Raw genomic sequence first — 24,291 nt, 5'->3', positions numbered from 1 at the left:
CCCCGCCTGCTGAGACTGATCGATGGAGATGACGTCACGAAACTACCTGCTCTCGTCGTTGAGATCGGGTTGGACACAGCGATACCGGGTCCCCGGAGCGTTCGACCGTGAACGCTCACGAAGTGGTCCAGAGCATCCTCTGTGAGACACGCCGTGTCAAGCACTTCCGCATTGATCCACCGGGCGTGTGGCACTAGCGTCGTCGTGACCGTGAAGGTTCACGAGACGACAAGGATCCGCATGTCAGCGCAGACCGCGAACACCGCCAGCACCACGACCCCGACGGTCGCCGACCGCCCCGGCTGGGCCGTCCTCGGCCCCGGGGGCATCGCCCGCCGCTTCCTCTCCCAGCTGCCCGCGAGCGGTGGTGCACTCGTGGCTGCCGGCAGCTCGTCCACCGAGCGGGCGCAGACCTTCGCCGACGAAGCCGCGCAGCTCGGGTTCGCCGACGTCTCTGCAGCGACCTACGACGAGGTCCTCGCCGACCCGCGCGTCGACGCCGTGTACGTCTCGACCGTGCACACCGGGCACGCGCGGCTCGTCCTCGCCGCGCTCGAGGCCGGCAAGGCCGTCCTGTGCGAGAAGCCCCTCGCCCCGAACCACGGCACCGCCATGGCGCTCGCCGATGCCGCACGCCAGGCCGGCCTGCCGCTGGTCGAGGCGTTCATGTACCGCTTCCACCCGCAGACCGCCGCACTGCTCGACCTCGTGCAGGACGGCGTGATCGGCGAGGTCACGCACATCGACGCCTCGTTCGCGTTCCGTACCGGTGAGCGGACCGGCCGACTGTTCGACGTCGACACGGCCGGCGGCGGGATCCTCGACGTCGGCGGGTACCCGGTGACGATGGCCGCCGCGATCGTGCAGGCCGCGACCGGTGTCGCCGTCGCCGAGCCGACGGAGCTCACTGCCACCGGCACCCTCGGGCCGACCGGCGTCGACGAGTGGACCGTCGCGCAGCTGACCTACCGCGGCGGCATCACGGCGTCCGTCCGCACCGGCGTCTTCGTGCAGGACGACAACGCCGTCGCGGTGTACGGCACGCGCGGTCGCCTCCTGCTCGCCGACCCTTGGACCCTCGGCGCCGACCCGACGATCGAGGTGCACACCGTCGACGAGGACCCGCGCACGCTGTCCTTCGCCGGCGAGCACCCCTACGCACGTGAGGCCGACGCCACCACCGACGCCCTGCGTGCCGGTGCGGTCGAGGCAGCACAGATGACGATCGACGAGTCGCTCGCGACCGCCCGCACCCTCGACAAGTGGCGCGCCGCGATCGGCCTGCGCTACCCGTTCGAGGCCGAGTCCGCCGACATCCCCACCGTGAGCGGCCGGCCGCTCCGGGTGCAGGACGGCAACCCCATGCAGTACGGCGAGATCCCGGGTGTCGGCAAGCGGCTGTCGCGCCTGGTGATGGGCGTCGACAACCAGCCCGACCTGGCGCACGCCAGCGCGATCTTCGACCTGTTCGTCGAGCAGGGCGGCAACGTGTTCGACACCGGCTACATCTACGGCGGCGGGGTGCTCGAGGGCCGGCTCGGCAAGTGGATCCAGAACCGCGGCGTCCGCGAGGACGTGGTCGTCATCACGAAGGGTGCGCACACGCCGTTCTGTGACCCGGAGTCCCTGACGAAGCAGCTGCTCGAGAGGCCTCGAGCGCCAGGGCACCGACTACGCGGACATCTACATGATGCACCGCGACAACCCGGACATCCCGGTGGGGGAGTTCGTCGACGTCCTCGACGAGCACCGCCGCGCCGGCCGCATCCGCGTGTACGGCGGGTCGAACTGGACGCCGGCACGCTTCGACGAGGCCAACGCCTACGCACGGGCGAACGGCAAGCACGAGTTCGAGGTCCTCAGCAACCACTTCGGCCTGGCCGAGGCCTACGACGTGCCGTGGGACGGCTGCGAGCACGCGACCGACGCCGCGTCGAAGGCGTGGCTCGAGGAGCGTCAGGTCCCGCTGCTGCCGTGGTCGTCGCAGGCCCGTGGCTTCTTCACCGGTCGTGCGACGCCGGAGGACACCAGCGACGCCGAGCTCGTCCGCTGCTACTACAGCGACGAGAACTTCGAGCGGCTCCGTCGCGCGCGGGAGCTCGGCGACCGGTTCGGCGTCCCCGCCACGGCGATCGCCCTGGCGTACGTGCTGAACCAGCCGTTCCCGACGTTCCCGCTCTTCGGACCGCGTACGATCGCGGAAGCCCGATCGTCCATGACGGGCCTCTCCGTCGACCTCACCCCGGAACAGGTGGCATGGCTGGACCTCCGCGACTGACCCAGTCGCCACCGGACGGCCCGCACTCCGGCGGCCGCGCGACGATCATCGACGTCGCCGCGGCCGCCGGGGTGTCCCGGCAGACCGTCACCCGCGCGATGAACGGCATGTCCGGCATCAGCGCGACCACGAAGGAACGGGTGCTCGCCGTCGCGGCGTCGCTCGACTACCGGCCGTCGCGGTTCGGCCGCGGGCTGGTCACCGGCGGGGACCACCAGCTCGGGCTCGTCGTGAACGACCTGCGGAACCCGTACACGCCCCAGCTCGCGTCCGCCGTGTTCCGGCTCGCCGCCGAGCAGGGGTGGAACGTCATGCTCGCCGACGTCGACCTGGCGAGCGACGCCGACCGGATGGTCCAGGCGCTCGGTGCGCAGACCGACGTGGTCATCGGCTACCTCGGCTCGCGCCGGCACCGGTGGAGCGAGCTCCTCGGCAACGTGCCGATGGTCGAGCTCGACCCGTCATCCGACCCGCCCACGGCTGCGGTGTGGATCGACCCCGCCGACGCGATCGAAGCGCTCGCCGATCACCTGGTGGCGACCGGAGTGCGGCACCCGGTCGTGCTCGACAACTCGTCGGCGGACCACACGAGTGCGCGCGGCCTGCTCATGCTCGACGCGCTGCGCCGCCGCGGCTACCTGCCGGAGCTCGTGCACGCGCCGCACGGCACCGCCGAGTGCGGTGCCGACGAGACGGTGCGGATCCTGGCTCGGAAGCGCCGACTCGACGCGATCCTGGCCTTCAACGACGTGATGGCGCTCGGCGTGCTGCAGGCCTGCCGCCGCGCGGGCGTCGACGTCCCCGGTGAGGTCCGGGTCGTCGGCGTCGACGGCCTGCCGCTCGGCGCACTGGTGTCGCCGATGCTGACGACCCTGGCGGTCGATCTCGACGCCGTCGCGCGCGAGGCCCTCACGCTCGCGCTCGGCATGCTCGCCGGTGAGCTGCCGCGGCACGGTGCCGCGGTGCAGCGCACCGTGCGCCACAGCCTGCTGGTCCGCGACTCCGCCTGACGGCGCGCCCCGCCCCGCCCGGCCCGGCCCCGCCCTGCCCCGTCCGGCCCCGCCCCGGTCCTGCCCCCGAGGTTCCGAAATCTCGGCATGTCGGCGCTCAAGCCGCCCGACATCGGAACCCGGGCAGAGTCCACGCGGCGTGTTGTGGAACCCCGGCACCGGAACCCCGGCACCGGACGCAGGTGGTGCCGTCGCTCCAGCCTCCCGCCCTGGGCGGGACCAGCCATCGAACGGGAGGCCCGTGGCGAGCCCGCCACGGGCCTCCCGTCCGCCTGTTGGTTGCATTTGCAACCATAACCGTCCAGACGGTACACTGACGGAGTCCTGACGGGGCGCGTGTCCATCCCGCGTCCCGTCTCGTCTGCCCCACGCACCGCCCGCCGTCGACCAGGTCCGGCTCGAAGTCCCAGGAGTCCGCCGTGTCCGCACTGCTCACCAGCCCCATCGCCACCCGCGTCACCAGCAGCCGCGCCCGACGGTTCCTCGCGCTCGCCGTGCTGATGCTGCCGGTCCTGCTCATCTCGGTGGACAACACCGTGCTGAGCTTCGCGCTGCCGTCGATCAGTCGTGAGCTCAACCCGGACGCCACCACGCAGCTCTGGATCGTCGACGCGTACCCGCTCGTCCTGGCCGGGCTGCTCGTCGTGATGGGCAGCATCGGTGACCGGATCGGCCGCCGTCGGATCCTGGTGATCGGGGCCACCGGCTTCGCGCTGTTCTCCGTCGCCGCGGCCTTCGCGACCGACGCCTGGATGCTCGTCGCCGCACGGATCGCGATGGGGGTGTTCGGCGCGATGCTCATGCCCGCGACGCTCTCGATCATCCGCAACGTCTTCGTCGACGCGGGGGAGCGGCGCATGGCGCTGGCCGTGTGGTCGACCATGTTCGCGGCCGGCAACGCCCTCGGTCCGCTCGTCGGTGGCACGCTGCTCGCGCACTTCCACTGGGGCAGCGTCTTCCTGGTCGCGGTGCCGATCCTCATGCTCATGCTCGTCGGCGTCCCGTTCTGCGTGCCGGAGTCGCGCGACCCGATGCCGGGGCCGGTCGACGTGCCGAGCATGTTCCTGTCCCTCGGTGCGCTGGCGCCGATCGCCTGGGCGATCAAGTCGTTCGTGCACCCGGAGGAGCGCGGGTTCGCGGTCGCGATGCTCGCCGTCGGGGTCGTCTGCGGCATCGCGTTCGTCCGCCGGCAGCTGCGGTCCCGCACGCCGATGCTCGACCTGCGCTTGTTCCGCAGCACGGCGTTCACCGGCAGTGTGCTCATGAACCTGATGGCGATGTTCTCGCTGACCGGCTTCCTGTTCTTCATCGCGCAGCACCTGCAGCTCGTGGCGGGGCTCGACCCGTTCGCCTCCGGCGTCGTGCTGATCCCCGGATCGGTGCTCACGATCGTCGCCGGCCTCGCGGTGGTGCCGGTCGTCGCCCGGGTCGCACCGCGCTGGGTCGTGTCGGTCTCGCTGCTCTTCTCGGCTGCCGCGTACGCCCTCGTGGCGGTCCTCGGGCACCACGCGTCGATCGCCGCACTGGCGTTCGCGTTCGTGCTGCTCGGCATCGGGATCGGCGCATCCGAGACCGTCACGAACGACCTCATCATCTCGACCGCTCCGGCGGACAAGGCCGGTGCCGCGTCCGCGATGTCCGAGACGGCGTACGAGATCGGTGCGGTCCTCGGCACGGCCGTCCTCGGCACGATCCTGGCGACCACCTACCGGGCGCACGTCGTGGTGCCCGGCGGACTGAGCTCGACCGCGCACACCGCTGCGCAGGAGACGCTCGGCGGTGCGGTGTCCGCCGCGTCGTCCCTCGGTGGCGGTGCCGGCCAGGCGCTCCTCGAGTCGGCACGGGCGGCGTTCGACTCCGGCGTGACGATCACGGCCGGCGTCGCCGCGGTGCTCATGGTGATCGCTGCCGCAGGCGCCGTCGTCATGCTCAAGCGCCGCTGACGCGCCGCTTCGTGAGCGGAAATGGTCGGGTTGCGCCACGCGACCCGACCATTTCTGCTCACGAAGTCACCGCCACGGCGCGCCCGGGAGCCGTCGAACCTGTGAATCGTTGACCTCAACCATGGTTCAGGTCATACGTTGGGACATGCCCGCCCAGTGACGGCACACCCCGCACGAAGGAACGACGACGAACACCATGCCCGACGAAGCCCCGGCGAACATCGCCGAAGCGTACAAGTCCGCGTTCCGCGGGCACCCGGCCGGCGTCGCCGTCATCACCGCCGAGGGCCGGACGGTCCGACCGGACTCACCGCCTCGAGCGTCGCGAGTGTCGCGGTGGACCCGCCGGTGCTCGTCTTCTCGCTGTCGACGAACTCCGGGTCCGCCGGGGCCGTGCTCGGCGCCCCGGTCTTCGTCGTGCACCTGGTCGACTCGCTCAGCGTGGCGCTCGCCCGGCGCTTCGCCTCGACGGGCAGCCCGACCGCCGACGACCCGATCTGGGGCACCCTGCCCTCGGGCGACCGCTACCTGCCCAGTGCCGCGAGCGCGTTGCGGTGCCGCCCGCTCTCCACGACCCCGATCGGCAGCTCGACCGTCGTCGTCGCCGAGGTCCTCGACATCGTCGTCGGCCTCGAGCACGGCGAGCCGCTGGTCTACCACAACCGGGAATTCCACTCCCTCACCGATCGTTCCCGGCTCTCGTGAGCCGCGGAATCCCATCCGCAACCCACTGATCGAAAGGACCTCACATGGCTGAGTACACCCTGCCGGAGCTGCCGTACGACTACGCCGCACTCGAGCCGCACATCAGCGGCAAGATCATGCAGCTGCACCACGACAAGCACCACCAGGCCTACGTGACCGGAGCGAACACCGCGCTGCAGCAGCTCGGTGAAGCGCGCGAGTCGGGCAACTTCGGTGCGATCAACAAGCTCGAGAAGGACCTGGCGTTCCACCTCGGTGGCCACGTCAACCACTCGATCTTCTGGACCAACCTCGGCCCGGACACGAAGGTCCCCGAGGGTGAGCTCGCCGCGGCGATCGACGAGTTCTTCGGCTCGTTCGACACCTTCAAGGCGCAGTTCGCTGCCGTCGCGAACGGTATCCAGGGCTCCGGCTGGGCCGTCCTGGCCTGGGACACCGTCGGCCAGAAGCTGACCACGTTCCAGCTGTTCGACCAGCAGGCCAACGTGCCGTTCGGCCTCGTGCCGATCTTCCTGCTCGACATGTGGGAGCACGCCTTCTACCTCGACTACCTCAACGTCAAGGCGGACTACGTGAAGGCCGTCTGGAACATCGTCGACTGGGAGAACGTCGCGGCGCGCTTCGCCAACGCGAAGTCGCAGTCGTTCGTGACGCTCTGATCCACCGACCGCGGGTCGCGTGACGCGACCGACGGACGAACGGGAGGCACGGTGCCAGCTGGCACCGTGCCTCCCGTTCGTGCATCACGCCGCGGTGACTGCCGCTCCGGCGGCGAGCCGGTCGGCGATCGCCCGGAGCGCGGCGTCGGTGTCGGCGCGCTCCCGGTCGACGATCGCGGTCCACTGGGATCCGCGGGCAGTCGTCACGGCGTCGCGTGCGACGCGATCGGCGGCCTCGGCGTCGTAGCCGTGTGCGAGGCACCACGCGGCGACCGCTGCCACGTGGTCCCGGTGCAGACCGCGTTGCCGGACCTGGCCGTCCATCGCCTCGACGCACCCGAGCTCGAAGGTGAGCCGGGCGGCGAGGGCTCGGCGCGGGTCGTCGAGGCGACCGAAGCTGGTCACCAAGTAGTCAGCGAGGGCGGAGCGGTCAGCCGCGGGATCGAGCGCAGCGTGGCAGACCGTGTCGGCCAGGTGCACGACGACGGAGTCGATGAGTGCGTCGCGGGAGCCGAAGTGGTAGACGATCGGGTACGCACTGGTGCCCAGGATGCGACCGAGGCTGCGGACCGAGACGTCCTCGAGCTTGGTGTCCAGCAGGTGCAGGGTGACCTTCTCGAGGATCGCCGGCTTGAGCGTCGGGTCGGGCTTCCGGGGCATGGCATCTCCGTCGGATCGTCAACGGCGGTCACTCGACCTGCCGCGTGGTGGCATGGAGTATGTTACCGGTCGTACGCTCGACGGGCCACCGGTTTGGATGGGCTGTGCGGTCCCGAAAACGGAGCTTTACTCGGTTCCCCGTAGACTGAGGCAGATGTCCATGCCGCAAGAGGCCTCCGTGCCCGTGTCGCAGCCCGAGGGCACCCGTGCCGGACGGGTGGTCGCCGGCCGCCGTCGCGGCGCCGGAAAAGCGGTTCCTGGTCGTCGGCGACGTCCTGGACGGCGTGCTCGTGCAGACCACCGCACACACCGTCGGGGCGCACGACCCCGCCGCCGTGATCCGCCACCGACCGACCGGTGCAGCCGGCAACACCGCCGCCTGGCTCGGCTGGCTCGGTGCCGAGGTGGACCTCGTCGCGCGGGTGGGCGTCGACGACGTCTACCGGCACGAGCGGTCGCTGGAGGACGCCGGTGTCCGTCCGCACCTGCGCTACGACGCGATGACCTCCACCGGGGTCGTGGTGTCGGTGCGCAACGACAGCGGCCGCACGGCGATGTCCGACCCGGCCGCGAGCGGGAAGCTCACGGCTGCCGACGTCCCCGAGGCCGTGGCCCGACGCGCGGACATCGTGCACCTGACCGGGCACGCGATGCTCGGTGGTGGCGCCGACCGCATCGCGTCCCTGGTCGCCCGCGCCCGGACGGGATCGGCCCGGGTGTCGCTCGACCCGTCCTCGGCAGCGATCGTACGGTCGGTCGGTGCCCACGCCTTCCTCGAGTCCCTCGTCGGAGTCGACGTCCTCTTCCCCGGCCGGCAGGAGGCCCTCGAACTGACCGGGACGACCGACCTCGACGACGCGGTGCGGCGACTCACCGAGCACGTGCCGCTCGTGGTGGTCACGGTGGGCGCCGACGGCGTGCTGGTGGGGCGACGCGGACGGAGCGTGCACCGCGTCCCCGCGACGCCGGCCACGGTCGTCGACACGGTCGGCGCCGGTGACGCGTTCGCCGCGGGCTTCGTGCGTGCCTGGGCGACCGATCCCGTGCGCGTCGGAGCGGCTGCACGTGAGGGCACCGCGTGGCGGCCCGAGCACTCGGGTTCGTGGGTGGTCGCCCACCGGTGTGACGGTCGGTCGCCGGCGCAGCCCCGCCGCGGTGCGGCCCGTCGGCGCCCGCCCTGTCAGCGCTCGGCGGGCTCCGCCACGACGGTGAGGGTCTGGACGCGTCCTGCCGCGGCAGGGGCGAGGCGGATCTCGACGCGCAGGCGCCCGCAGGCGCCGGGCAGCCACCACCGCAGGTGCGACGGCGCCGACGACTGCTCGGCGACGGGAGCGGCGGTCAGGTCAGCACCCACCTCCGCCACCGCCGCCGCGATCGCCCGACGGCGTCGGTCGTAGGGGACGTCCATCGCCACGTTCGGCGTGCAGACCGCGTCCGCCACGTCGTCCTGCCAGTCGGCCAGGAGGCCCGTCACGGCAACCTGCGCGGCTCGCGTCGCCCGGATGGTCGGCTCGGCGCCGGGGCGGCGCACCGGTCCGGTCGTCGTGTCGGGGTGCCCGTCGGACGCCGCCGGACGCGTTGCGTTCAGGAGCAGGTCGTGTGCCTGCTGGGCAGCGGCGGAGACCTTCGCCTGCGTGGCGTTCTCGAACGCGACGACACCGAGACCGGTCTGTGCGGACCAGCGCATGTGTGCGGAGAACCCCGGGTAGCCGCCGGAGTGCGAGACGAGTTCGCCGAAGTGGTCGTCCTGCTCGACGAACAGCCCGAAGCCGTACGCCGTGGCGCGTGACGAGCCGGAGACGACGGACGACGGCACGACCCGCATCGCCTGCTGCATGAGCCGGCGGTCGGCGGGGAGACCGGGCCGGGTTCCGGGGCGTCGGAGGACGCCGACCCGAGGTGCGTCGCCCACCGCGCGAGGTCGCGGACGGTGGAGAACAGTCCGCCGATCGACGAGAACGCACCCGGGCCGGTCATCGGCAGGGGCTCCCAGTCGCCGTCGTGCGGGCGGAACCCGGTGACGACCGGTCCCTGCGCCTCGGCCGCGCTGAACACCGTGTGGTCGAGACCGAGCGGTCGGAGCACGGTGTCGCGTGCCGCCTCGGTGAACGGACGGCCGGTGACGACGGCGACGACCCGCCCGAGCAGGGCGTAGCCCAGGTTCGAGTAGGCGAACCGGGTGCCGGGCACCGAGTCGAACAGCAGCCCGCCGCGCAGGACCTCGTCGAGCTCGGCGTCGCTGATCGACTCCTGCCGGTCCGCCCAGGGGTCGTCGGTGGGGAAGCCGGCCGACATGGTCAGCAGCATCCGCACGGTCGGCACGGGGGAGTCCGGTGTGGGCAGGGGTACGGCGCCGAACGCCGGGACGAACGCGGTGATCGGCGCGTCGAGGTCCAGCCGACCGTCGGACACCAGCGTCAGCAGCGTCGCCGCGGTGACGCTCTTGGTGCACGACGCGATCCGGTAGACGGCGTCGGCGTCCGGCCGCTGCCCGTCTCCGCGATCGCCGTGGCCCCCGGAGGCGACGAGGCCGGTCCGGTCGAACACACCCCACGCACTGCTCGGCGCGACGCCACGGTCGACACGGTCACGGAAGAGCGCGTCGACCTGCGCGACGGCGGCGTCCCACGGACTCATGACCGACGCATCTCGGCGTACGCGTCGAGCGCGCGCTGCCGGGTCGCCTTGAGGTCGACCATCGGCTCGGGCCGGAGCTCCTCCGACGGCACCCACCGGTGCACGTACTCGCGGTGCGGGTCGAAGCGCTCGAGCTGCCGGTCGGGGTTGAACACCCGGAAGTAGGGCGCCGCGTCGAAGCCCGACCCGGCGACCCACTGCCAGTTCGCGGCGTTGTTGGCGGAGTCGGCGTCGACGAGGGTGTCCCAGAACCACTGCTCACCCACCCGCCAGTCGACGAGCAGGTTCTTGACGAGGAAACTCGCGGTCGCCAACCGGACGCGGTTGTGCATGGCGCCGGAGTGCCACAGCTCGCGCATGCCGGCGTCGACGAGGTCGAACCCGGTCGTCCCGGTGCGCCACCGGTCGACCTCGGCATCGGGGGCGTCCCGCCACGGGAACGCGTCGAACTCGCGACGCACGTTCACCGTCGTGATGTCCTCGCAGTGGAAGTACTCGTTCCAGTTGAACTCGCGCCAGGCCAGCTGCCGCAGGAAGGCCGAGGCGTTCTGGCGCTGCTCGGGCTCGAGCGCTCCGTGCAGCCGGTGCCACACCTGGTACGGGCTGACCTCGCCCCAGCGCAGGTGCGGGGACAGGTCGCTCGTGGCGGCCATGGCGGGTTCGTCGCGCTGGTCGTAGTCCTCGAGCGCATGGGTGACGAAGTGCTCGAGCCGCTGGTGTGCGCCGTGCTCGCCGGGCTCCCAGGCGTCGCGGAGTCCGCCGGCCCAGTCGGGACGGGTCGGCAGCAGGTCCCACTGGCTCAGGTCGTCGCTCGCGACCCGGGCCGGGGCGGGCAGGTCGCGGGGCTTCGGGAGCGGGTGCCGTGGTTCCGGCATCGCCTGGGCAGCGCGCCAGAACGGGGTGAACACCTTGTACGGCTCGCCCTGTCCGGTGCGGACGGTCCACGGTTCCCAGAGCAGGCTCGCCGCGAAGCTGTGCGCCTCGATGCCGCGGTCGTGCAGGGCGCTCTTGATGCCGGCGTCGACCTCGCGCTCGGCCGGACCGTACCGACGGTTCCAGAACACGGCGTCGGCACCGGTGTCGGCGACGAGGGCGTCGATCACCGCGGCGGCCGCACCCCGTCGCAGCACCAGCCCGCGAGTCACGGTCACGCAGTTCGCCGTCCAGCGCGGTGAGCGAGTGGTGGAGCCACCAGCGGCTCGCCGCGCCCGCGGGACGGATGCCGGGGGATTCGTCGTCGAGGACGTAGACCACCGTGACGTCGCCGCCGTGGTCGATCGCGGCACGCAGTGCGGGGTTGTCGGCCAGCCGCAGGTCGTCGCGGAGCCAGACCAGTGCGCCGGTCACACCGCTGCCGGGTCCGACTCGGAGACCGAGCGCGCGACGGCCCGTCGGCCCGGGGCGGTGCCGACCGCGAGGCGCAGCTTCGTGCAGAGCTCGGTGAGGGTGCGGAGTTCGGCGTCGGACAGTCCGGCGCCGACCTGCTGCGCGATGCTCGCCGCGTGCTGCACGGCCACGTGGCGGTAGACGTCGAACCCGTGCGGGGTGAGCGCCACGATGACGCCGCGGGCATCGGACGGATCCGGCTGCTTCTCGACGATCCCGCGGGCGAGCAGACGATCGACCAGACGACTCACGCTCGGCTGGGTGAGGAGCAGGTGGCCGGTGAGGTCACGCATGCGGCAGCGTCGACCGGGCTGCGTCGACAGGTTGAAGCAGACGTCGTACTCGTTGAAGGAGATCTCGCCGCCGGGGAAGTCCGCGTTGAGGCTCCGCATCACGGTGACCTGGGCGCGGAACAGTGATTCCCAGGCGGCGACGGCGGTCGCCTTCTCGCTGCGGCGTGACTCGCTCACGATGGCGCTCCCCTCTGGTCGGACGGTCCGTCCACACTACCGACGGCCCCCGACAGGCGCGGGTTCGACATGCATGCGCTCCGACATGCACGAGGGCCGGCCGCTCTTCCGAGCGACCGGCCCTCTCCCTTGCACCAAGAGTTTCCTGCAATCACATTCCGCAGGCGGTGCCACGGCAAACACCGTCTGCACGACCGACTGTATAACGAAGCGGTAACGGCGCGCTAGCCTCCCGCTGCGTCGTTCGCTGCGAGTTCACCAAGAGCGACCGATCAGGATCAGAAGAGGTCGGGCGAGGGCGTCGAGGCGTAGCGCACGGCCACGTCGGCGTGCCGGTCGAACCGGTAGCCCACACCGCGGACGGTGCGGACGATCTCCTCGAACGCGCCGAGCTTGGAGCGGAGCCGGCGCACGTGCACGTCGATGGTGCGCTCGTTCGGGGTCTCGTCCTCGCCGTCCGACCACAGGCCGTCGATGATGGCCGAGCGGTCCACGGTCTGGCCCTCGCGCAGCACCAGGAACTGCAGGAGTTCGAACTCCTTGTAGGTCAGGGGCGCTGCGTCGCCGTCGAGCGTGACGCGCTTGCGGGAGATGTCGATGACGACCCCGGTCTCCTCCGGCTCGGGCTTCTCGGCCTGCTTGCGGGCGGCGACCGCGGACCGGTCCTGCAGGGCCAGGCGGACGACGTCGACGTCACGGCCACCGGACTGCTCCGCGGCGACGGCGACGGCCGCGTAGGTCTCCGAGTTCGGCACCAGCTGCGCGGTCAGTGCCTTCAGCTGCTCGACGACGGCTGCGAGCGTCGTGCCGGCCGCTGCCGCCTTCGCCTCGTCGATCCCGACGTAGAGCGCGAAGCCACGGGCCTCGGTGCCCTCCGGCAGGGAGCGGTTGCGCTGCGGTGCGACGACCGGGCTGGTCGGCACGCTCGTCTGCCCGGTCGTGGCCGGCGTCGCGGGACGCGGACGGATCGGGGTGACCGTCCCGAGGTCGGTCGGCGCCGGAGCGGCGGTGCGGAGCGCGGTGCGGGGCTGGGCGATGGTGAGCGACATGGTGGTTCTCCGGGCGATGTGGCCGGTGCGCGTGTGGCGCTGGCGGCGGTGTCGAATGCGTCGACCCGGGTACGGCTGGATGCCGATGTGCCCTGCGGTCCGGCTGCGGACCGGGGCGGACCCGGGGGAACGGGAGACAGACCTCGTGACGTGGTGCGCGTCGCCGACGGTGTCCGTCACCCGGGGATCACACGCTCGCGACCGGGGTGGTGTCGCGGGGGATCCGGCTGGAACGGGTGCCGATCAGGCACACATTCGACAACGCATGACGGCGACCGGCATCATCATGCCGGCAGTCCCCTGGACCTCGGAGAGGACGCGGGTGGACACGGTTGCAGTCATGGGATGAGTATCGGCGGTATACCAAGGCGGTGTCAACCGTCCGAGCAGACGGTGCGTTCCGCGCACCGGTGGCGGTGGACCGGGCTGACGGACGACGGGAGGCCCGTGGCGGTGTCGCCACGGGCCTCCCGTCGATCGTCGGTGACGTCGACTGCCTACTCGGCCAGACCGTAGAGGCGGTCGCCGGCGTCGCCGAGACCGGGCACGATGTACCCGTTCTCGTCGAGCTTCTCGTCGAGGGCACCGAGGACGATCGAGACGTTGCGGTCGCCGACGGCCTCTTCGACCATGGCGAGCCCCTCCGGCGCACCGAGGATGCACACGCAGGTGATCTCCTCGGCGCCGCGGGCGAACAGGAAGTCGATGGCAGCGGCGAGGGTCCCGCCGGTGGCCAGCATCGGGTCGAGCACGAAGCACTGACGGCCGGACAGGTCGTCGGGCAGGCGCTCGGCGTAGGTCTGCGGCTCGAGCGTCTCCTCGTTGCGGGCCATGCCGAGGAACCCGACCTCGGCCGTCGGCACGAGCTTGACCATCCCCTCGAGCATGCCGAGGCCGGCACGCAGGATCGGGACGACGAGCGGACGCGGCTTGGCGATCGAGACGCCCATGGTGTGCGCCACGGGGGTGTCGATGGGCGTCGCGGTGACCCGGACGTTCCGCGTGGCCTCGTACGCGAGGAGCGTGACGAGCTCTTCGGTCAGGGCGCGGAACGTGGGGGAGGGTGTGGTCCGGTCGCGGAGCACCGAGAGCTTGTGGGTGATGAGCGGGTGGTCGGCGACGTGGACTCGCATAGGGTCGAGCCTACCGTGCTGCCGACCACCTGGAGGTCCCGTGGAAGCGCCCGCTGCCCGCCCGTTCGTCCCGGCGATGGAGCGCGCGCTCGACGAGGCCCGGGCCTGCCTGGCGACCGGCGACGTGCCCGTGGGGGCGGTGGTGCTCGACCGCGACGGCGTCGTCGTCGCCGTCGGCCGGAACGAGCGCGAGGCGCTGCAGGACCCGACCGCCCACGCCGAGGTGCTCGCGCTCCGCGCGGCCGCCGCGGTCACGGGGGACTGGCACCTCGACGAGCACACGCTCGTCGTGACCCTCGAGCCGTGCCCGATGTGCGCCGGGGCGATCCTGGCCGCACGTGTGCCGCGGGTCGTGTTCGGCGCCTGGGACCCGAAGGCAGGCGCGACCGGCAGTGTCTACGACATCGCCAGGGACCGCCGACTGCCGCACCGCTCCGAGGTCGTCGGCGGCGTGCTCGAACGCGAGTGCGCCGCGCTGCTCGACGCGTTCTTCAGTCAGCGGCGAGGATGACGATCGCCTCGGTCGGCGGACGCGGACCGGTGCGGAGCACGTCGGGCTCGACGTAGATGACCCGGGCGATCGGCACCGCGGAGCGCACCCGGTGCTCGACCGTGTCGATGCCCGCGGCGACGTCCCCCAGGCGGCGGTCGCCGTCGACGGCGACCTTCACGCCGACCATCAGCTCGTCCGGACCCAGGTACAGGGTCTTGATGTGGATGATCGAGTCGACCTCCGGGCCGTCGAGCACCGCGTGCTTGATCCGCTCGACGTCGGCGGCGGTCGCGCCCTCGCCGACGAGGAGGCTCTTCGTCTCGATGCCCAGGACGACCGCGACGGCGATGAGCAGGGCGGCGATGAAGATCGTGCCGATCGCGTCGAACACGCCGTTGCCGGTGATCGCGGTCAGCCCGACGCCGAAGAGCGCGAACACCAGGCCGAGCAGCGCCGCGGTGTCCTCGAGCATGACGACGGGCAACTCCGGGGCCTTGGCGCGGCGGACGAACTGGACCCAGCTGAGCGTGCCCTTCTGCGGGCGGGCTTCCCGCAGCGCGGTGCGGAGCGAGAAGCCCTCGAGCCCGATCGCGATGACGAGCACGACGAGCGGCAGCCACCAGTTCTCGAGCGGGTGCGGGTGGGCGAGCTTCTCGATGCCCTCGTAGAGCGAGAAGACGCCACCGACGGAGAACAGGATGATCGAGACGACGAAGGCGTAGACGTAGCGCTCGCGGCCGTAGCCGAACGGGTGTTCCTCGTCGGCAGCACGGCGCGCCCGGCGACCACCGAGCAGCAGGAGGAGCTGGTTCGCGGAGTCGGCCAGGGAGTGCACACCCTCGGCCAGCATCGACGCGGACCCGCTGATCGCCGCCGCGACGAACTTCACGATTGCGATGCCGACGTTCGCACCGAGTGCGGCGAGGATCGCCTTCGTGCCTCCTGAAGCGCTCACAGCTGTCCCCTTCTCCCGATCTGGAAGACGATCCTAGGCGAGGCCGGTCGGTAGGGTCGGGAGCATGACGATCGACCTGCCCCGTACCGCTCTTCTCGGCGTCGGCTCCATGTCCGGCTCGGTCCTCGACGGCCTGCTCGCCGCCGGACTCGACCCGGCGACCGTGACCCTCACGACGAAGTCCGAGGCGTCGGCGGCCGCCCACCGGGAGCACGGCCTCGACGCCACCGCGAGCGACACCGACCCCGACGCGAACCGCTCGGCCGTCCGCGGCGCGGCACTCGTCGTCGTCGGTGTGAAGCCGTACGTGATCGCGGACCTGCTCGACGAGGTCGCCGCCGACCTGGAGCCCGGTGCGGTGTTGGTCAGCGTGGCGGTCGGCACCACCACCGCGAGCATGGAGGCGCGGGTGCCGGCCGGGGTCCGCGTCGTCCGAGCGCTGCCGAACACGCCGATCGGCGTCGGCCACGGTGTCACCGGGATCAGCGCCGGGGCCTCGGCGGACGCCGAGGCCGTCGCGCTCGCCTCGTCGGTGTTCACGGCGTCAGGACGGGTGATCGAGGTGCCCGAGGCGCAGCTCGACGCCCTGTCGGCGGTGTCCGGCTCGGGCCCGGCCTACGTCTTCCTGCTCGTCGAGGAGTGGCAGCGATCCGCCGAGGCGCTGGGCTTCAGCCCGGAGCAGGCGGCCACGATGGTGCAGGGCACGCTCCGGGGTGCCGTCGAGCTGCTCGACCGGTCGGATCGCGGACCCGCAGACCTGCGGCGCGCCGTCACGAGCCCGAAGGGCACCACCGAGCGGGCCGTCGCGGTGCTGCAGGACGCCGACCTCGCCGACACCTTCCTGCGCGCGTCGCGTGCGGCGATCGCTCGCGCGGAGGAGATCGCGGCGTCCTAGCCGCGTCCGGGACTACTCGTAGGCGGCGAAGCGCTCCAGGTCCGTCTCGGACCCCGAGACGATGATCACGTCGTTCTCGCCGATGATGCTCTCCGGGGTCGCCGGCACGAACGGGCTGCCCGGCGGCTTGATGCCGAGCACCGTCAGGCCGAACCGCGTGCGGATCACCGTGGTCGCGAGGTCCTTGCCGCGCACCGCCCGCGGCGGGAACATCTTCACCACCGCGAAGTCGTCGTCGAACTCGATGAAGTCGAGCATGCGCCCGGACACCAGGTGCGCCGTGCGCTCGCCGGCCTCGCGCTCCGGGTAGACGACGTGGTTCGCGCCGATGCGGGACAGGATCGTGCCGTGCGACCGGCTGATGGCCTTCGCCCAGATCTGCGGGATGCCGAGGTCGACCAGGTTCGCGGTGATCAGCACGCTCGACTCCAGGTCGCTGCCCGTGCCGACGACCGCGATCGCGAAGTCCTGTGCACCGATCTGGCGCAGGGCGTCGATGTCGGTCGCATCGGCCTGCACGGCGTGCGTGACCCGGTCGGACCACTTCTGCACCAGGCCCGGGTCGGTGTCGACGACCAGCACCTCGCGGTCCTGCCGTTCGAGCTGACCGGCGGTGGCGGCGCCGAACCGGCCGAGGCCGATGACGAGCACGGGTGCGTCGTGACTGATCGCACCCATCGGGTGCGGGGGACGGGTTCGGTCAGCCAACGATCGGCCTCTCCTCGGGACGGCGGAACAGTTGCCGGCTCTGACTCGCGGCCAGGGCTGCGGCGATGGTCACTGTACCGACCCGGCCGAGGAACATGGTGGCGGCCAGGACGTACTTGCCGGACTCGGGCAGGTTCGCGGACACACCCGAGGACAGCCCACTGGTGGAGAACGCCGAGATCACCTCGAACAGGACACGGTCGAGTGAATCGTCCGTGATCTGCAGGAGCACCACGGTCGCCACGGCGACGATCGTCGCCCCCCAGAGCACGATGGCGACCGCGACCCGCAGCACGTCGCTCGGGATGCGGCGCCCGAACGCCTCCATGCTCTGCCGGCCCTGGGCCTCGGCGACCGCGGCGAGGAACAACACGGCGAGCGTCGTGACCTTGATGCCGCCGGCGGTCGAAGCCGACCCGCCGCCGATGAACATGAGCATGTCGGTGACGAGCAGGCTCGACCCGTTCAGCTGGTCGAAGTCGACGAGCGAGAAGCCACCGGACCGGGTCATCGTCGACAGGAAGAGGGCCTGGAACGCGGTCCGGCCGGCTCCTTCCTCGCCGAAGGTCGTCGGGTTCGACGCCTCGAGCGCGGTGTAGACGATCGCGCCGCCGACGAGCAGGACGGCGCTCGTGGCCAGCGTGAGCTTGACGTGGATGGGCCACCGACGCGGCGTGCGGAGCTGCTTCGTCAGGGTGCGGATGACCGGGAAGCCGATCGACCCCGCGACGACACCGATCATCAGGAGCGTCAGGAACCAGTAGTCGTGGGCGAACGGGTCGAGGCCGTCCGCGTTCGGCGAGAAGCCGGTGTTCGTGAACGCCATGGCGGCGTAGTAGAAGGAGTCACCGACCGCGGTCCAGAACGGGATGCCGGCGATCAGCACGGACGGCAGCAGCAGCAGGCCGAGGACGATCTCGATCGACAGGGTGCTCACCGCGACCGTGGCGAGCAGGGTGCCGACCTCGCCGAGGCGGACGGCCTGCCCCTCGGGGACGGCCCCGTGGTGCGTGCGGAGCGGGTTCGAGTCGCCGGCGGCCATCAGCTTCGCGCGGAGCCCGAGCTTGCGGGTCACGAAGAGCCCGAGGATCGACGCGAAGGTCAGGACGCCCACCGCACCGATCTGCGTCCCGATCACCACGAGGACCTTGCCGAACACCGACCAGTGCGTCGCCATGTCGACGGTCGCGAGGCCCGTGACGCAGACCACCGAGGCCGCCGTGAACAGCGCGTCGGAGAAGTGCGTGCCGGTACCGTCGGCCGCCGCCCACGGGGTCATGAACAGTGCCGTGAACACGAAGATGAGGGCGACGAACACCAGGATCGCCAGACGCGACGGCGACGAGCGCAGGACCGTCGCGATCCGTCCGCCGCGTCGTCGGGTGACGGTCACGTGCCGCGGGAGCGGCTCGGTACGGTCGAGCATCGTATGCCTCCGAGGACATGGGCCGGGACGGTTCGTCATGGTACATCCGTGGTGCCCCGGCTAGCCTTGCCCGCATGGCCGACATCTTCTCCGTCGTGGCGGACCCCACGAGGCGCGAGCTGCTCGGGACCCTCCTCGCCGCGTACGGATCGGACGTCACCGGCGGGGAACTCAGCGTCGGGCAACTGGTCGAACGACTGGGCGTCAGCCAGCCGACGGTGTCGAAACACCTCCGGGTCCTGCGCGACATCGGACTCGTCACCAGCCGTGAAGAAGGGCAGCACCGCTTCTACCGGCTCGACCCGGAACCGCTCGTGTCGCTGGAGGACTGGGTCCTGCCCTTCACCGGCGCGGTCGACGCCGACGGCATGCCCGCGACCACGGCCTGGACCCCCGACGGTCAGCCCGTGTCCGTCCGCCGGAACGGTGCTGCCGGCAAGACCACCGTCGAGGTCGGGACCGAGCTCGGGCGTGTCATGGCCGAGGCGTCCTACCGGGCCACCGCGGCGATCTCCGGTGCGCAGCAGGGCTGGGAGCGTGTCGTCGACCGCAGCCGCAAGCGCTTCACGCGCCGCGGCGACGAAGACTGAACCTGGACACCGGGTCGCACGCGCCTCTACAGTTGCCAGTGACCACACAGGTCACACCAAACCCGTGCGCGGATCGCGTGCGAGCCACCGAAGGCGGATCATGACCGGCAGTTTCGACGACGTGCGCTTCCTCACCGTCGCTGAGGTCGCCGAGATGATGCGTGTCTCGAAGATGACCGTGTACCGCATGGTCCACGCCGGTGAGCTCCCCGCCATCCGTTTCGGCCGGTCCTTCCGTGTCCCCGAGTCAGCCGTCGCCGACGTGCTGCGCGGCGGCATCGCAGACGTCGGCTGAGCGCACACCCGTCCGTTCCGGGCGCGTTCGACATCGCGTCAGCCCTCCGGTAGACTCGGCCGGGTTGATTTTCCGCGGTCTCGACGGCCCGGTGTCCGATACATCAGCACAGTCCGAGCGAGGTCCACATGGGTTCTGTCATCAAGAAGCGTCGCAAGCGCATGGCGAAGAAGAAGCACCGCAAGCTGCTTCGCAAGACGCGCCACCAGCGTCGCAACAAGAAGTAGGCCCCGAGCCTGCAGCGTCAAGCCCCGGTTCGCCGGGGCTTTCGCATTCCCCAGGGGACGCGGACCGCGGGCTACGCTGGAGCCATGCCCGCAGTGACGTTCCTGACGAAGCCCGGATGCCACCTCTGCGACGACGCACGGCCCGTGGTCGAACGCGTCGTCGCCGAACACCCCGGCGTGACGCTGCAGGAACGCTCGATCCTCGACGACGACGCCCTCCGCCAGGAGTACGCGGAGGACATCCCCGTCGTGCTGGTCGACGGGAGAGTCCACAGCAACTGGCACGTCGACGCCGACCGGCTCGCACGTGCCCTCGAGAAGGCCGGTTCCCCGCATGATCTCCCACGTCGTCGCCTGGACCCTGCGCGAGGACCTCGACCGCGCCGCGTCCATCGCCCGGATCCGTGAACTCCTGACCGGCCTGACCGGCACCATCGGGTCGATCCGTTCGCTCGAGGTCGTCGAGAACGTCGCCTACCCGGAGAAGAACAGCGACGTCGCCGTCGTCGCGTCGTTCGACGACCTCGCCGGACTCGACGAGTACCAGGTGCATCCGGACCACCAGGCTGCCGCAGCCGAGATCCGTGGACTGGTCACGGGGCGGGCTGCCATCGACTGGCAGCGCTGAGCCGGGCCTCCCGTCCGCCCCCGGCTCTGCGTGCGCTGCGGCGCTGCGAGCAGAAATGGTCGCCTCCCACATCGGGAGGCGACCATTCCTGTTCACCATGTGCGCTCGCGCGGGGCGACGCGTGACGTACCTACGGCGTCAGGCGCGTCGGTCCACGGAAGAGGTACGTGACCTCGCGGATGGACGGCTCGCCCAACATGAGCATGAGCACGCGCGCGAGGCCCATGCCGAACCCACCGTGCGGCGGCACGCCGTAGCGGAAGAAGTCGAGGTACCAGCCGAGCTCCTCGGGGTCGAGGCCCTTCTCGACGGCCTGCGCCTCGAGCACGTCGACGCGGTGCTCGCGCTGCGCGCCCGTGGAGATCTCCGCGCCGTTGAAGATGAGGTCGTAGCTGTTCGTGAGCGACGGGTCGCCGGGCTTCCGCATGTGGTAGTACGGCCGGATCGAGGCGTCGTACTCGGTGACGAACACGAACTCCGAACCGTGGTGCTCCTTCGCCCAGGCGGCGACGCGGCGCTCGCCCTCGGGGTCCAGGTCGCCGTCGGCGCGGACGACGTCGTGTCCGCTCTCGGCCACGATCTTCCGGGCCTCGGCCAGGGTCACGCGGGGGAACAGGGTCGCGGGGACCTGCAGCTCGAAGCCGAAGACCTCCTCGATGTCCTTGCCGTACTTGTCCTTGACCGCGGTGATGCCGGCGACCAGGACCTCTTCGTGCATCGCCATGACGTCTTCGTGGGACTCGATCCACGAGAACTCGGCGTCGACGCTCGTGAACTCGGTCGCGTGACGGCTCGTGAACGAGGGTCCGCGCGGAACGCGTCGGCGATCTCGAACACGGCGCCGAAGCCGGCCGGCTGGGCCATCTGCTTGAAGTTCTGCGGCGACTGCGCCAGGTAGGCGGTCGTCTCGAAGTACTCGAGCTGGAAGAGCTCGGCGCGCGACTCGGACGCCGACGCCATCAGCTTCGGGGTGTGGATCTCGATGTAGTCGCGGTCCACCCAGTAGGTGCGGAACGCGTGCTCCAGGGTCGTCTGGATGCGGAAGATGAGGTTCTGCTTGCGGTTGCGCAGGTCGAGGAAGCGCCAGTCGAGCCGCTTGTCGAGCGACGAGTCGTCGGCGATCGGGGTCTCCGGGATCGCGGCGCTCACCACCTCGAGCGTGCCGACCTTGACCTCGAGCCCGCCGAGCTTGACGCGCTCGTCGTGCTTCAGGGTGCCGGTGGCGTGGATGAAGGTGCCGTGGGCGAGGGCCGAGATCTCGGTGGTGGTGGCGAGCGCGGCCTGGGCGGCGTCGTCACCGTCCTCGGCCTCGCGCGTGGCGGGGTTCACGAGCTGGACGGCGCCGGATTCGTCGCGGAGGACGACGAACTGCACCTTCTTCTGGTCTCGGACGGTCTCGACCCATCCGGCCACGGAGACGGGGCCGTCGGGGAGGGCAGCGAGGTCGGCGATGCGGGTGCGTTCGATCACGGTGGTCGAGTCTAACCGTCTGCGTCCGGCGGCGTCGGTCCGCAGGGTGTTCCCCTCCACAGGGCGGCCCGCTGCCGGCGTCGTCCACAGGTCGGCCGGGAGGCCCGTGGGGCGTCGAGCGGGTCCGTAGCGTTCTCGACGTGGCCGGGTCGCGAGACGAGAGGGGGACCGGGTGGGGACGGGGACGGGGGAACTCGCGACCCGAGCGCCTGCGGCGGTCGCGGTCGTGGCAGCAGCGCTGTGCACGGCGGCGTTCACGCTGCTCGCGGCGTTCGTCGGTGGGCTGTGGGCGGTCATCCGGTGGCGGCGGGACGTCGCGCGCGAGCAGCGGGACCGCTACTGGACGCGGCTGACGGTGGTCTTCGACCTGATCACTGCGAGCGAGGTCGGACGTCGCGAGATCGGACGCAATCTGGCACAGGCGATGTACGACATGCAAAAAGTGCCCGCCGGAGAAGAACCCGCTGCAAGGGTGCTGGCGGAACTGTTCATCGAGAAGAGGAGACCGTGATGACGACTCGTCTGCGTCGTGCTTGGCGAGAACTGGTACGGAAGGAAGCGGCTCCTGCCGAGCGGCCGCACATCGGTCCTGCGCCCGGCGAGAGCATGTGGGACTGGGCGCAACGAGGAGCGATCGACTGGCAGCTGCACGTCGAAGAAGGAGAGCTGAAGCTCGAGCTCGAGCGGCAGCGCATGCGGGCTCGGGTGCTCGCCGAGGACAGCGGGGTGTCAGGGGAGTGAAGCGCGGAGTGACCCCAGGGTGCCGATGAACTCCTCGGCCATGCCGGCGCGCTCGACGAGCTTGGCGTGCCGGGCCCGGGCGTCCTCGAGGTACTCGTCGAGGCGTGCAGCCAGCGCGGGCTCGTCGTCGGGGTCCTTCGCCGCCAGCACATCGACGACCCGCAGCAGATCCGCCATCTCGTCGAGCGTGAACCCGAGCGGCTTCATGCGGCGGATCACGAGCAGCCGGTCCAGGTCCTGCGCGGTGTAGACCTGGAACCCGCCCGTGGTGCGGCCGCTCGGCACGAGCAGCCCGACCTCGTCGTAGTGGCGGATCGTCCGCAGGGACATGCCGGCACGGTCCGCCAGCTCGCCGATGTGCATCGTGTCCGGGGTGTCGGTGGTGCTCACGGTGCACAACTCTACCCTCACGTGAGGGTAGAGTTCCGAGCGATGTCCGTGATCACACATGCGCCGGCGGCCCCGAGCGTCCTCACCGCCCTCCGCTCACCCCGCATGCTGACCCGCGAGGTCCTCGCCGGTGTCGTCACCGCGCTCGCGCTCATCCCCGAGGCGATCTCGTTCTCCGTCGTCGCCGGGGTCGACCCCGCGGTGGGCCTGTTCTCGAGCGTCATCATCGCCGTCGTCATCTCGATCGTCGGCGGCCGTCCGGCGATGGTGTCCGCCGCGGCTGGTTCGGTGGCCCTGGTCATCGCGCCGCTCGTCCGCGAACACGGCATCGAGTACCTCGTGCCCGCGATCGTGCTCGGTGGCGTGTTCCAGCTCGTGCTCGGGTTCCTCGGGGTCGCCCGCCTGATGCGCTTCATCCCGCGCAGCGTCAACGTGGCGTTCGTCAACGCGCTGGCGATCCTCATCTTCACCGCGCAGCTGCCCAACCTGCTCGGCCCCGACGTCCCGTTCGTCGTCTGGCCGCTCACCGCCCTCGGCATCGCGATCATCGTCGGCTTCCCGTTCCTGACCAAGGCCGTCCCGGCGCCGCTCATCGCGGTCGTCGTGATCACCGGCATCACCATGCTCTTCAGTGTCGTCGTCCCCACGGTCGGCGACGAGGGCGAACTGCCCACCGCACTGCCCGGGTTCAACGGCATCCTCACCCCGTTCTCCTTCGAGACGCTGCAGATCATCGCGCCGTACGCGTTCGGCGTCGCGATCGTCGGCCTCATCGAGACCCTGTTGACCGCGCAGCTCGTCGACTCCATCACCGAGACCGGCTCGAGCAAGTGGCGGGAGTCCTGGGGCCAGGGCATCGCCAACATCGCGTCGGCGTTCTTCGGCGGTACGGGTGGTTGCGCGATGATCGGCCAGACGGTCATCAACGTGAAGACCGCGGGCGCACGGACCCGGATCTCGACCTTCGTCGCCGGTGCGTCGGTGCTCGTGCTGACGATCGTGCTGCACGACCTCGTGGCCGAGATCCCGATGGCCGCGCTGACCGCCGTGATGCTCATGGTGTGCGTGGCGACCTTCGACTGGCACAGCATCCGTCCGCGAACCCTGCGGCGGATGCCCCTCGGGGAGACCGCCGTCATGCTGATCACCGTCGTGGTGGTCGTCGTGACCGAGAACCTCGCGACCGGCGTGCTCGTCGGGGTCGTCGTCGCAGCACTGGTCTTCGCTCGCCGGGCGGCGCACGTCGTCACCGTCGTCCGCGAGCCGGTCGACGAGCGCACCGTGCGGTACCGGGTGCGCGGCGCCCTGTTCTTCGCGTCGTCGAACGACCTCGTCACGCGGTTCTCCTACGCCGAGGACCCGGAGCACGTGGTCATCGACCTGTCCGACGCGCACGTCTTCGACGCCTCGACGGTCGCGGCGCTGGACGGCGTCGAGCAGCGGTTCGCCAAGCACGGGTCCACGGTCGAGGTCGTGGGCCTGAACACCGGGTCGGTGGCCATCCACGGGCGGTTGTCGGGCGAGCTCGGCTGAGCGCTTCCGC

24 protein-coding genes and 3 pseudogenes are annotated in these 24,291 nt (G+C 71.0%); 16 read left to right on the top strand and 11 right to left on the bottom strand.

What is annotated here, in order from left to right:
* Positions 1-240 precede the first annotated feature (240 nt).
* The 5 genes and pseudogenes from ACZZ0J_RS06575 to ACZZ0J_RS06555 all read left to right on the top strand — a co-directional run bounded on the left by ACZZ0J_RS06575 (position 241) and on the right by ACZZ0J_RS06555 (position 6,595).
* A pseudogene (locus ACZZ0J_RS06575) lies at positions 241-2,278 on the top strand (aldo/keto reductase).
* On the top strand, positions 2,257-3,288 hold the full coding sequence (locus tag ACZZ0J_RS06570; RefSeq protein ID WP_194646440.1) for a LacI family DNA-binding transcriptional regulator: 1,032 nt from the start codon (positions 2,257-2,259) through the stop codon (positions 3,286-3,288). The pseudogene ACZZ0J_RS06575 and the gene ACZZ0J_RS06570 overlap by 22 nt, the downstream one beginning before the upstream one ends.
* A 419-nt stretch (positions 3,289-3,707) precedes the next feature.
* Positions 3,708-5,231 carry an MFS transporter gene (locus ACZZ0J_RS06565; protein WP_463435807.1) on the top strand — a complete coding sequence of 508 codons (1,524 nt, stop codon included), beginning with the start codon at positions 3,708-3,710 and terminating at the stop codon, positions 5,229-5,231.
* A 336-nt stretch (positions 5,232-5,567) separates the two neighbouring features.
* Positions 5,568-5,936, top strand: coding sequence for a flavin reductase family protein (locus tag ACZZ0J_RS06560; protein WP_463435805.1), 369 nt, complete (start codon positions 5,568-5,570; stop codon positions 5,934-5,936).
* A 44-nt stretch (positions 5,937-5,980) separates the two neighbouring features.
* A complete protein-coding gene (locus ACZZ0J_RS06555; protein ID WP_111084300.1) occupies positions 5,981-6,595 on the top strand; it encodes a superoxide dismutase in 615 nt (204 codons plus the stop codon).
* Between the two features lie 84 nt (positions 6,596-6,679).
* On the opposite strand, the gene ACZZ0J_RS06550 is transcribed toward ACZZ0J_RS06555, so the two are convergent.
* Positions 6,680-7,255: a hypothetical protein gene (locus tag ACZZ0J_RS06550; RefSeq protein WP_463435803.1), complete on the bottom strand. Its 576-nt coding sequence runs from the start codon at positions 7,253-7,255 to the stop codon at positions 6,680-6,682.
* A 206-nt stretch (positions 7,256-7,461) separates the two neighbouring features.
* On the opposite strand from ACZZ0J_RS06550, the gene ACZZ0J_RS06545 reads away from it, so the two are divergent.
* Positions 7,462-8,652, top strand: coding sequence for a carbohydrate kinase family protein (locus ACZZ0J_RS06545; protein ID WP_463435801.1), 1,191 nt, complete (start codon positions 7,462-7,464; stop codon positions 8,650-8,652).
* Between the two features lie 187 nt (positions 8,653-8,839).
* Here the strand turns inward: ACZZ0J_RS06545 and ACZZ0J_RS06540 are convergent, their stop codons facing one another.
* The 5 genes and pseudogenes from ACZZ0J_RS06540 to upp all read right to left on the bottom strand — a co-directional run bounded on the left by ACZZ0J_RS06540 (position 8,840) and on the right by upp (position 13,930).
* A complete protein-coding gene (locus tag ACZZ0J_RS06540) occupies positions 8,840-9,892 on the bottom strand; it encodes a serine hydrolase domain-containing protein (protein ID WP_463435799.1) in 1,053 nt (350 codons plus the stop codon).
* Positions 9,889-11,239: pseudogene (locus ACZZ0J_RS06535) on the bottom strand (cryptochrome/photolyase family protein). The gene ACZZ0J_RS06540 and the pseudogene ACZZ0J_RS06535 overlap by 4 nt, the downstream one beginning before the upstream one ends.
* Positions 11,236-11,748 (bottom strand): MarR family winged helix-turn-helix transcriptional regulator, encoded by a 513-nt coding sequence (locus ACZZ0J_RS06530; protein ID WP_123672374.1) that lies wholly within the window; start codon positions 11,746-11,748, stop codon positions 11,236-11,238. The pseudogene ACZZ0J_RS06535 and the gene ACZZ0J_RS06530 overlap by 4 nt, the downstream one beginning before the upstream one ends.
* 278 nt (positions 11,749-12,026) lie before the next feature.
* Positions 12,027-12,797, bottom strand: coding sequence for a winged helix-turn-helix domain-containing protein (locus ACZZ0J_RS06525; RefSeq protein ID WP_123292081.1), 771 nt, complete (start codon positions 12,795-12,797; stop codon positions 12,027-12,029).
* Positions 12,798-13,294: 497 nt separating this feature from the next.
* Entirely contained in the window at positions 13,295-13,930 is a 636-nt protein-coding gene (gene upp / locus ACZZ0J_RS06520) for a uracil phosphoribosyltransferase (RefSeq protein ID WP_111084293.1), read from the bottom strand.
* 76 nt (positions 13,931-14,006) lie between these two features.
* Here upp and ACZZ0J_RS06515 point away from each other — a divergent pair, with 76 nt between their 5' ends.
* Positions 14,007-14,441: a nucleoside deaminase gene (locus tag ACZZ0J_RS06515; protein WP_123938773.1), complete on the top strand. Its 435-nt coding sequence runs from the start codon at positions 14,007-14,009 to the stop codon at positions 14,439-14,441.
* Here the strand turns inward: ACZZ0J_RS06515 and ACZZ0J_RS06510 are convergent.
* Entirely contained in the window at positions 14,422-15,378 is a 957-nt protein-coding gene (locus ACZZ0J_RS06510; protein ID WP_463435795.1) for a cation diffusion facilitator family transporter, read from the bottom strand. The genes ACZZ0J_RS06515 and ACZZ0J_RS06510 overlap by 20 nt on opposite strands.
* Before the next feature lie 64 nt (positions 15,379-15,442).
* Between ACZZ0J_RS06510 and proC the strand changes: the two genes are divergently transcribed.
* The gene (gene proC, locus ACZZ0J_RS06505) at positions 15,443-16,273 is read left to right on the top strand and encodes a pyrroline-5-carboxylate reductase (RefSeq protein WP_463435793.1); all 831 of its coding nucleotides are present in this window, start codon (positions 15,443-15,445) and stop codon (positions 16,271-16,273) included.
* Positions 16,274-16,285: 12 nt separating this feature from the next.
* Here the strand turns inward: proC and ACZZ0J_RS06500 are convergent, their stop codons facing one another.
* Both ACZZ0J_RS06500 and ACZZ0J_RS06495 read right to left on the bottom strand, forming a co-directional pair.
* Positions 16,286-16,951, bottom strand: coding sequence for a potassium channel family protein (locus ACZZ0J_RS06500; protein WP_111084290.1), 666 nt, complete (start codon positions 16,949-16,951; stop codon positions 16,286-16,288).
* 22 nt (positions 16,952-16,973) lie between these two features.
* Complete coding sequence (locus ACZZ0J_RS06495; protein ID WP_463435791.1) at positions 16,974-18,407, bottom strand: TrkH family potassium uptake protein; 1,434 nt, start codon at positions 18,405-18,407, stop codon at positions 16,974-16,976.
* 74 nt (positions 18,408-18,481) lie between these two features.
* On the opposite strand from ACZZ0J_RS06495, the gene ACZZ0J_RS06490 reads away from it, so the two are divergent.
* The 5 genes from ACZZ0J_RS06490 to ACZZ0J_RS06470 all read left to right on the top strand — a co-directional run bounded on the left by ACZZ0J_RS06490 (position 18,482) and on the right by ACZZ0J_RS06470 (position 20,147).
* Positions 18,482-18,997, top strand: coding sequence for an ArsR/SmtB family transcription factor (locus ACZZ0J_RS06490; protein WP_123292085.1), 516 nt, complete (start codon positions 18,482-18,484; stop codon positions 18,995-18,997).
* A gap of 100 nt (positions 18,998-19,097) precedes the next feature.
* Entirely contained in the window at positions 19,098-19,292 is a 195-nt protein-coding gene (locus ACZZ0J_RS06485) for a helix-turn-helix domain-containing protein (RefSeq protein WP_022902482.1), read from the top strand.
* A 128-nt stretch (positions 19,293-19,420) separates the two neighbouring features.
* Complete coding sequence (locus ACZZ0J_RS06480; RefSeq protein ID WP_003792170.1) at positions 19,421-19,519, top strand: 30S ribosomal protein bS22; 99 nt, start codon at positions 19,421-19,423, stop codon at positions 19,517-19,519.
* Between the two features lie 84 nt (positions 19,520-19,603).
* Complete coding sequence (locus ACZZ0J_RS06475) at positions 19,604-19,927, top strand: glutaredoxin family protein (RefSeq protein ID WP_463435561.1); 324 nt, start codon at positions 19,604-19,606, stop codon at positions 19,925-19,927.
* Positions 19,854-20,147 (top strand): Dabb family protein, encoded by a 294-nt coding sequence (locus tag ACZZ0J_RS06470; RefSeq protein ID WP_123338837.1) that lies wholly within the window; start codon positions 19,854-19,856, stop codon positions 20,145-20,147. Before ACZZ0J_RS06475 ends, ACZZ0J_RS06470 begins: the two co-directional genes overlap by 74 nt.
* A gap of 130 nt (positions 20,148-20,277) precedes the next feature.
* Here the strand turns inward: ACZZ0J_RS06470 and aspS are convergent.
* Positions 20,278-21,617: pseudogene (aspS, locus tag ACZZ0J_RS06465) on the bottom strand (aspartate--tRNA(Asn) ligase).
* Positions 21,618-21,843: 226 nt separating this feature from the next.
* Here aspS and ACZZ0J_RS06460 point away from each other — a divergent pair.
* Positions 21,844-22,128 carry a hypothetical protein gene (locus ACZZ0J_RS06460; RefSeq protein WP_194646420.1) on the top strand — a complete coding sequence of 95 codons (285 nt, stop codon included), beginning with the start codon at positions 21,844-21,846 and terminating at the stop codon, positions 22,126-22,128.
* A complete protein-coding gene (locus tag ACZZ0J_RS06455) occupies positions 22,128-22,358 on the top strand; it encodes a hypothetical protein (protein ID WP_148067757.1) in 231 nt (76 codons plus the stop codon). Before ACZZ0J_RS06460 ends, ACZZ0J_RS06455 begins: the two co-directional genes overlap by 1 nt.
* On the opposite strand, the gene ACZZ0J_RS06450 is transcribed toward ACZZ0J_RS06455, so the two are convergent.
* The gene (locus ACZZ0J_RS06450) at positions 22,347-22,748 is read right to left on the bottom strand and encodes a MerR family transcriptional regulator (RefSeq protein ID WP_463435557.1); all 402 of its coding nucleotides are present in this window, start codon (positions 22,746-22,748) and stop codon (positions 22,347-22,349) included. The two genes, ACZZ0J_RS06455 and ACZZ0J_RS06450, sit on opposite strands and share 12 nt — an antisense overlap.
* Positions 22,749-22,790: 42 nt before the next feature.
* On the opposite strand from ACZZ0J_RS06450, the gene ACZZ0J_RS06445 reads away from it, so the two are divergent.
* The gene (locus tag ACZZ0J_RS06445) at positions 22,791-24,281 is read left to right on the top strand and encodes a SulP family inorganic anion transporter (protein ID WP_194646419.1); all 1,491 of its coding nucleotides are present in this window, start codon (positions 22,791-22,793) and stop codon (positions 24,279-24,281) included.
* Positions 24,282-24,291: the final 10 nt, after the last annotated feature.

This window comes from Curtobacterium sp. AC272, assembly GCF_979258155.1.
Note: the sequence above shows the minus strand (reverse complement) of the source record. Positions and strands in the feature narration are given on the sequence as shown.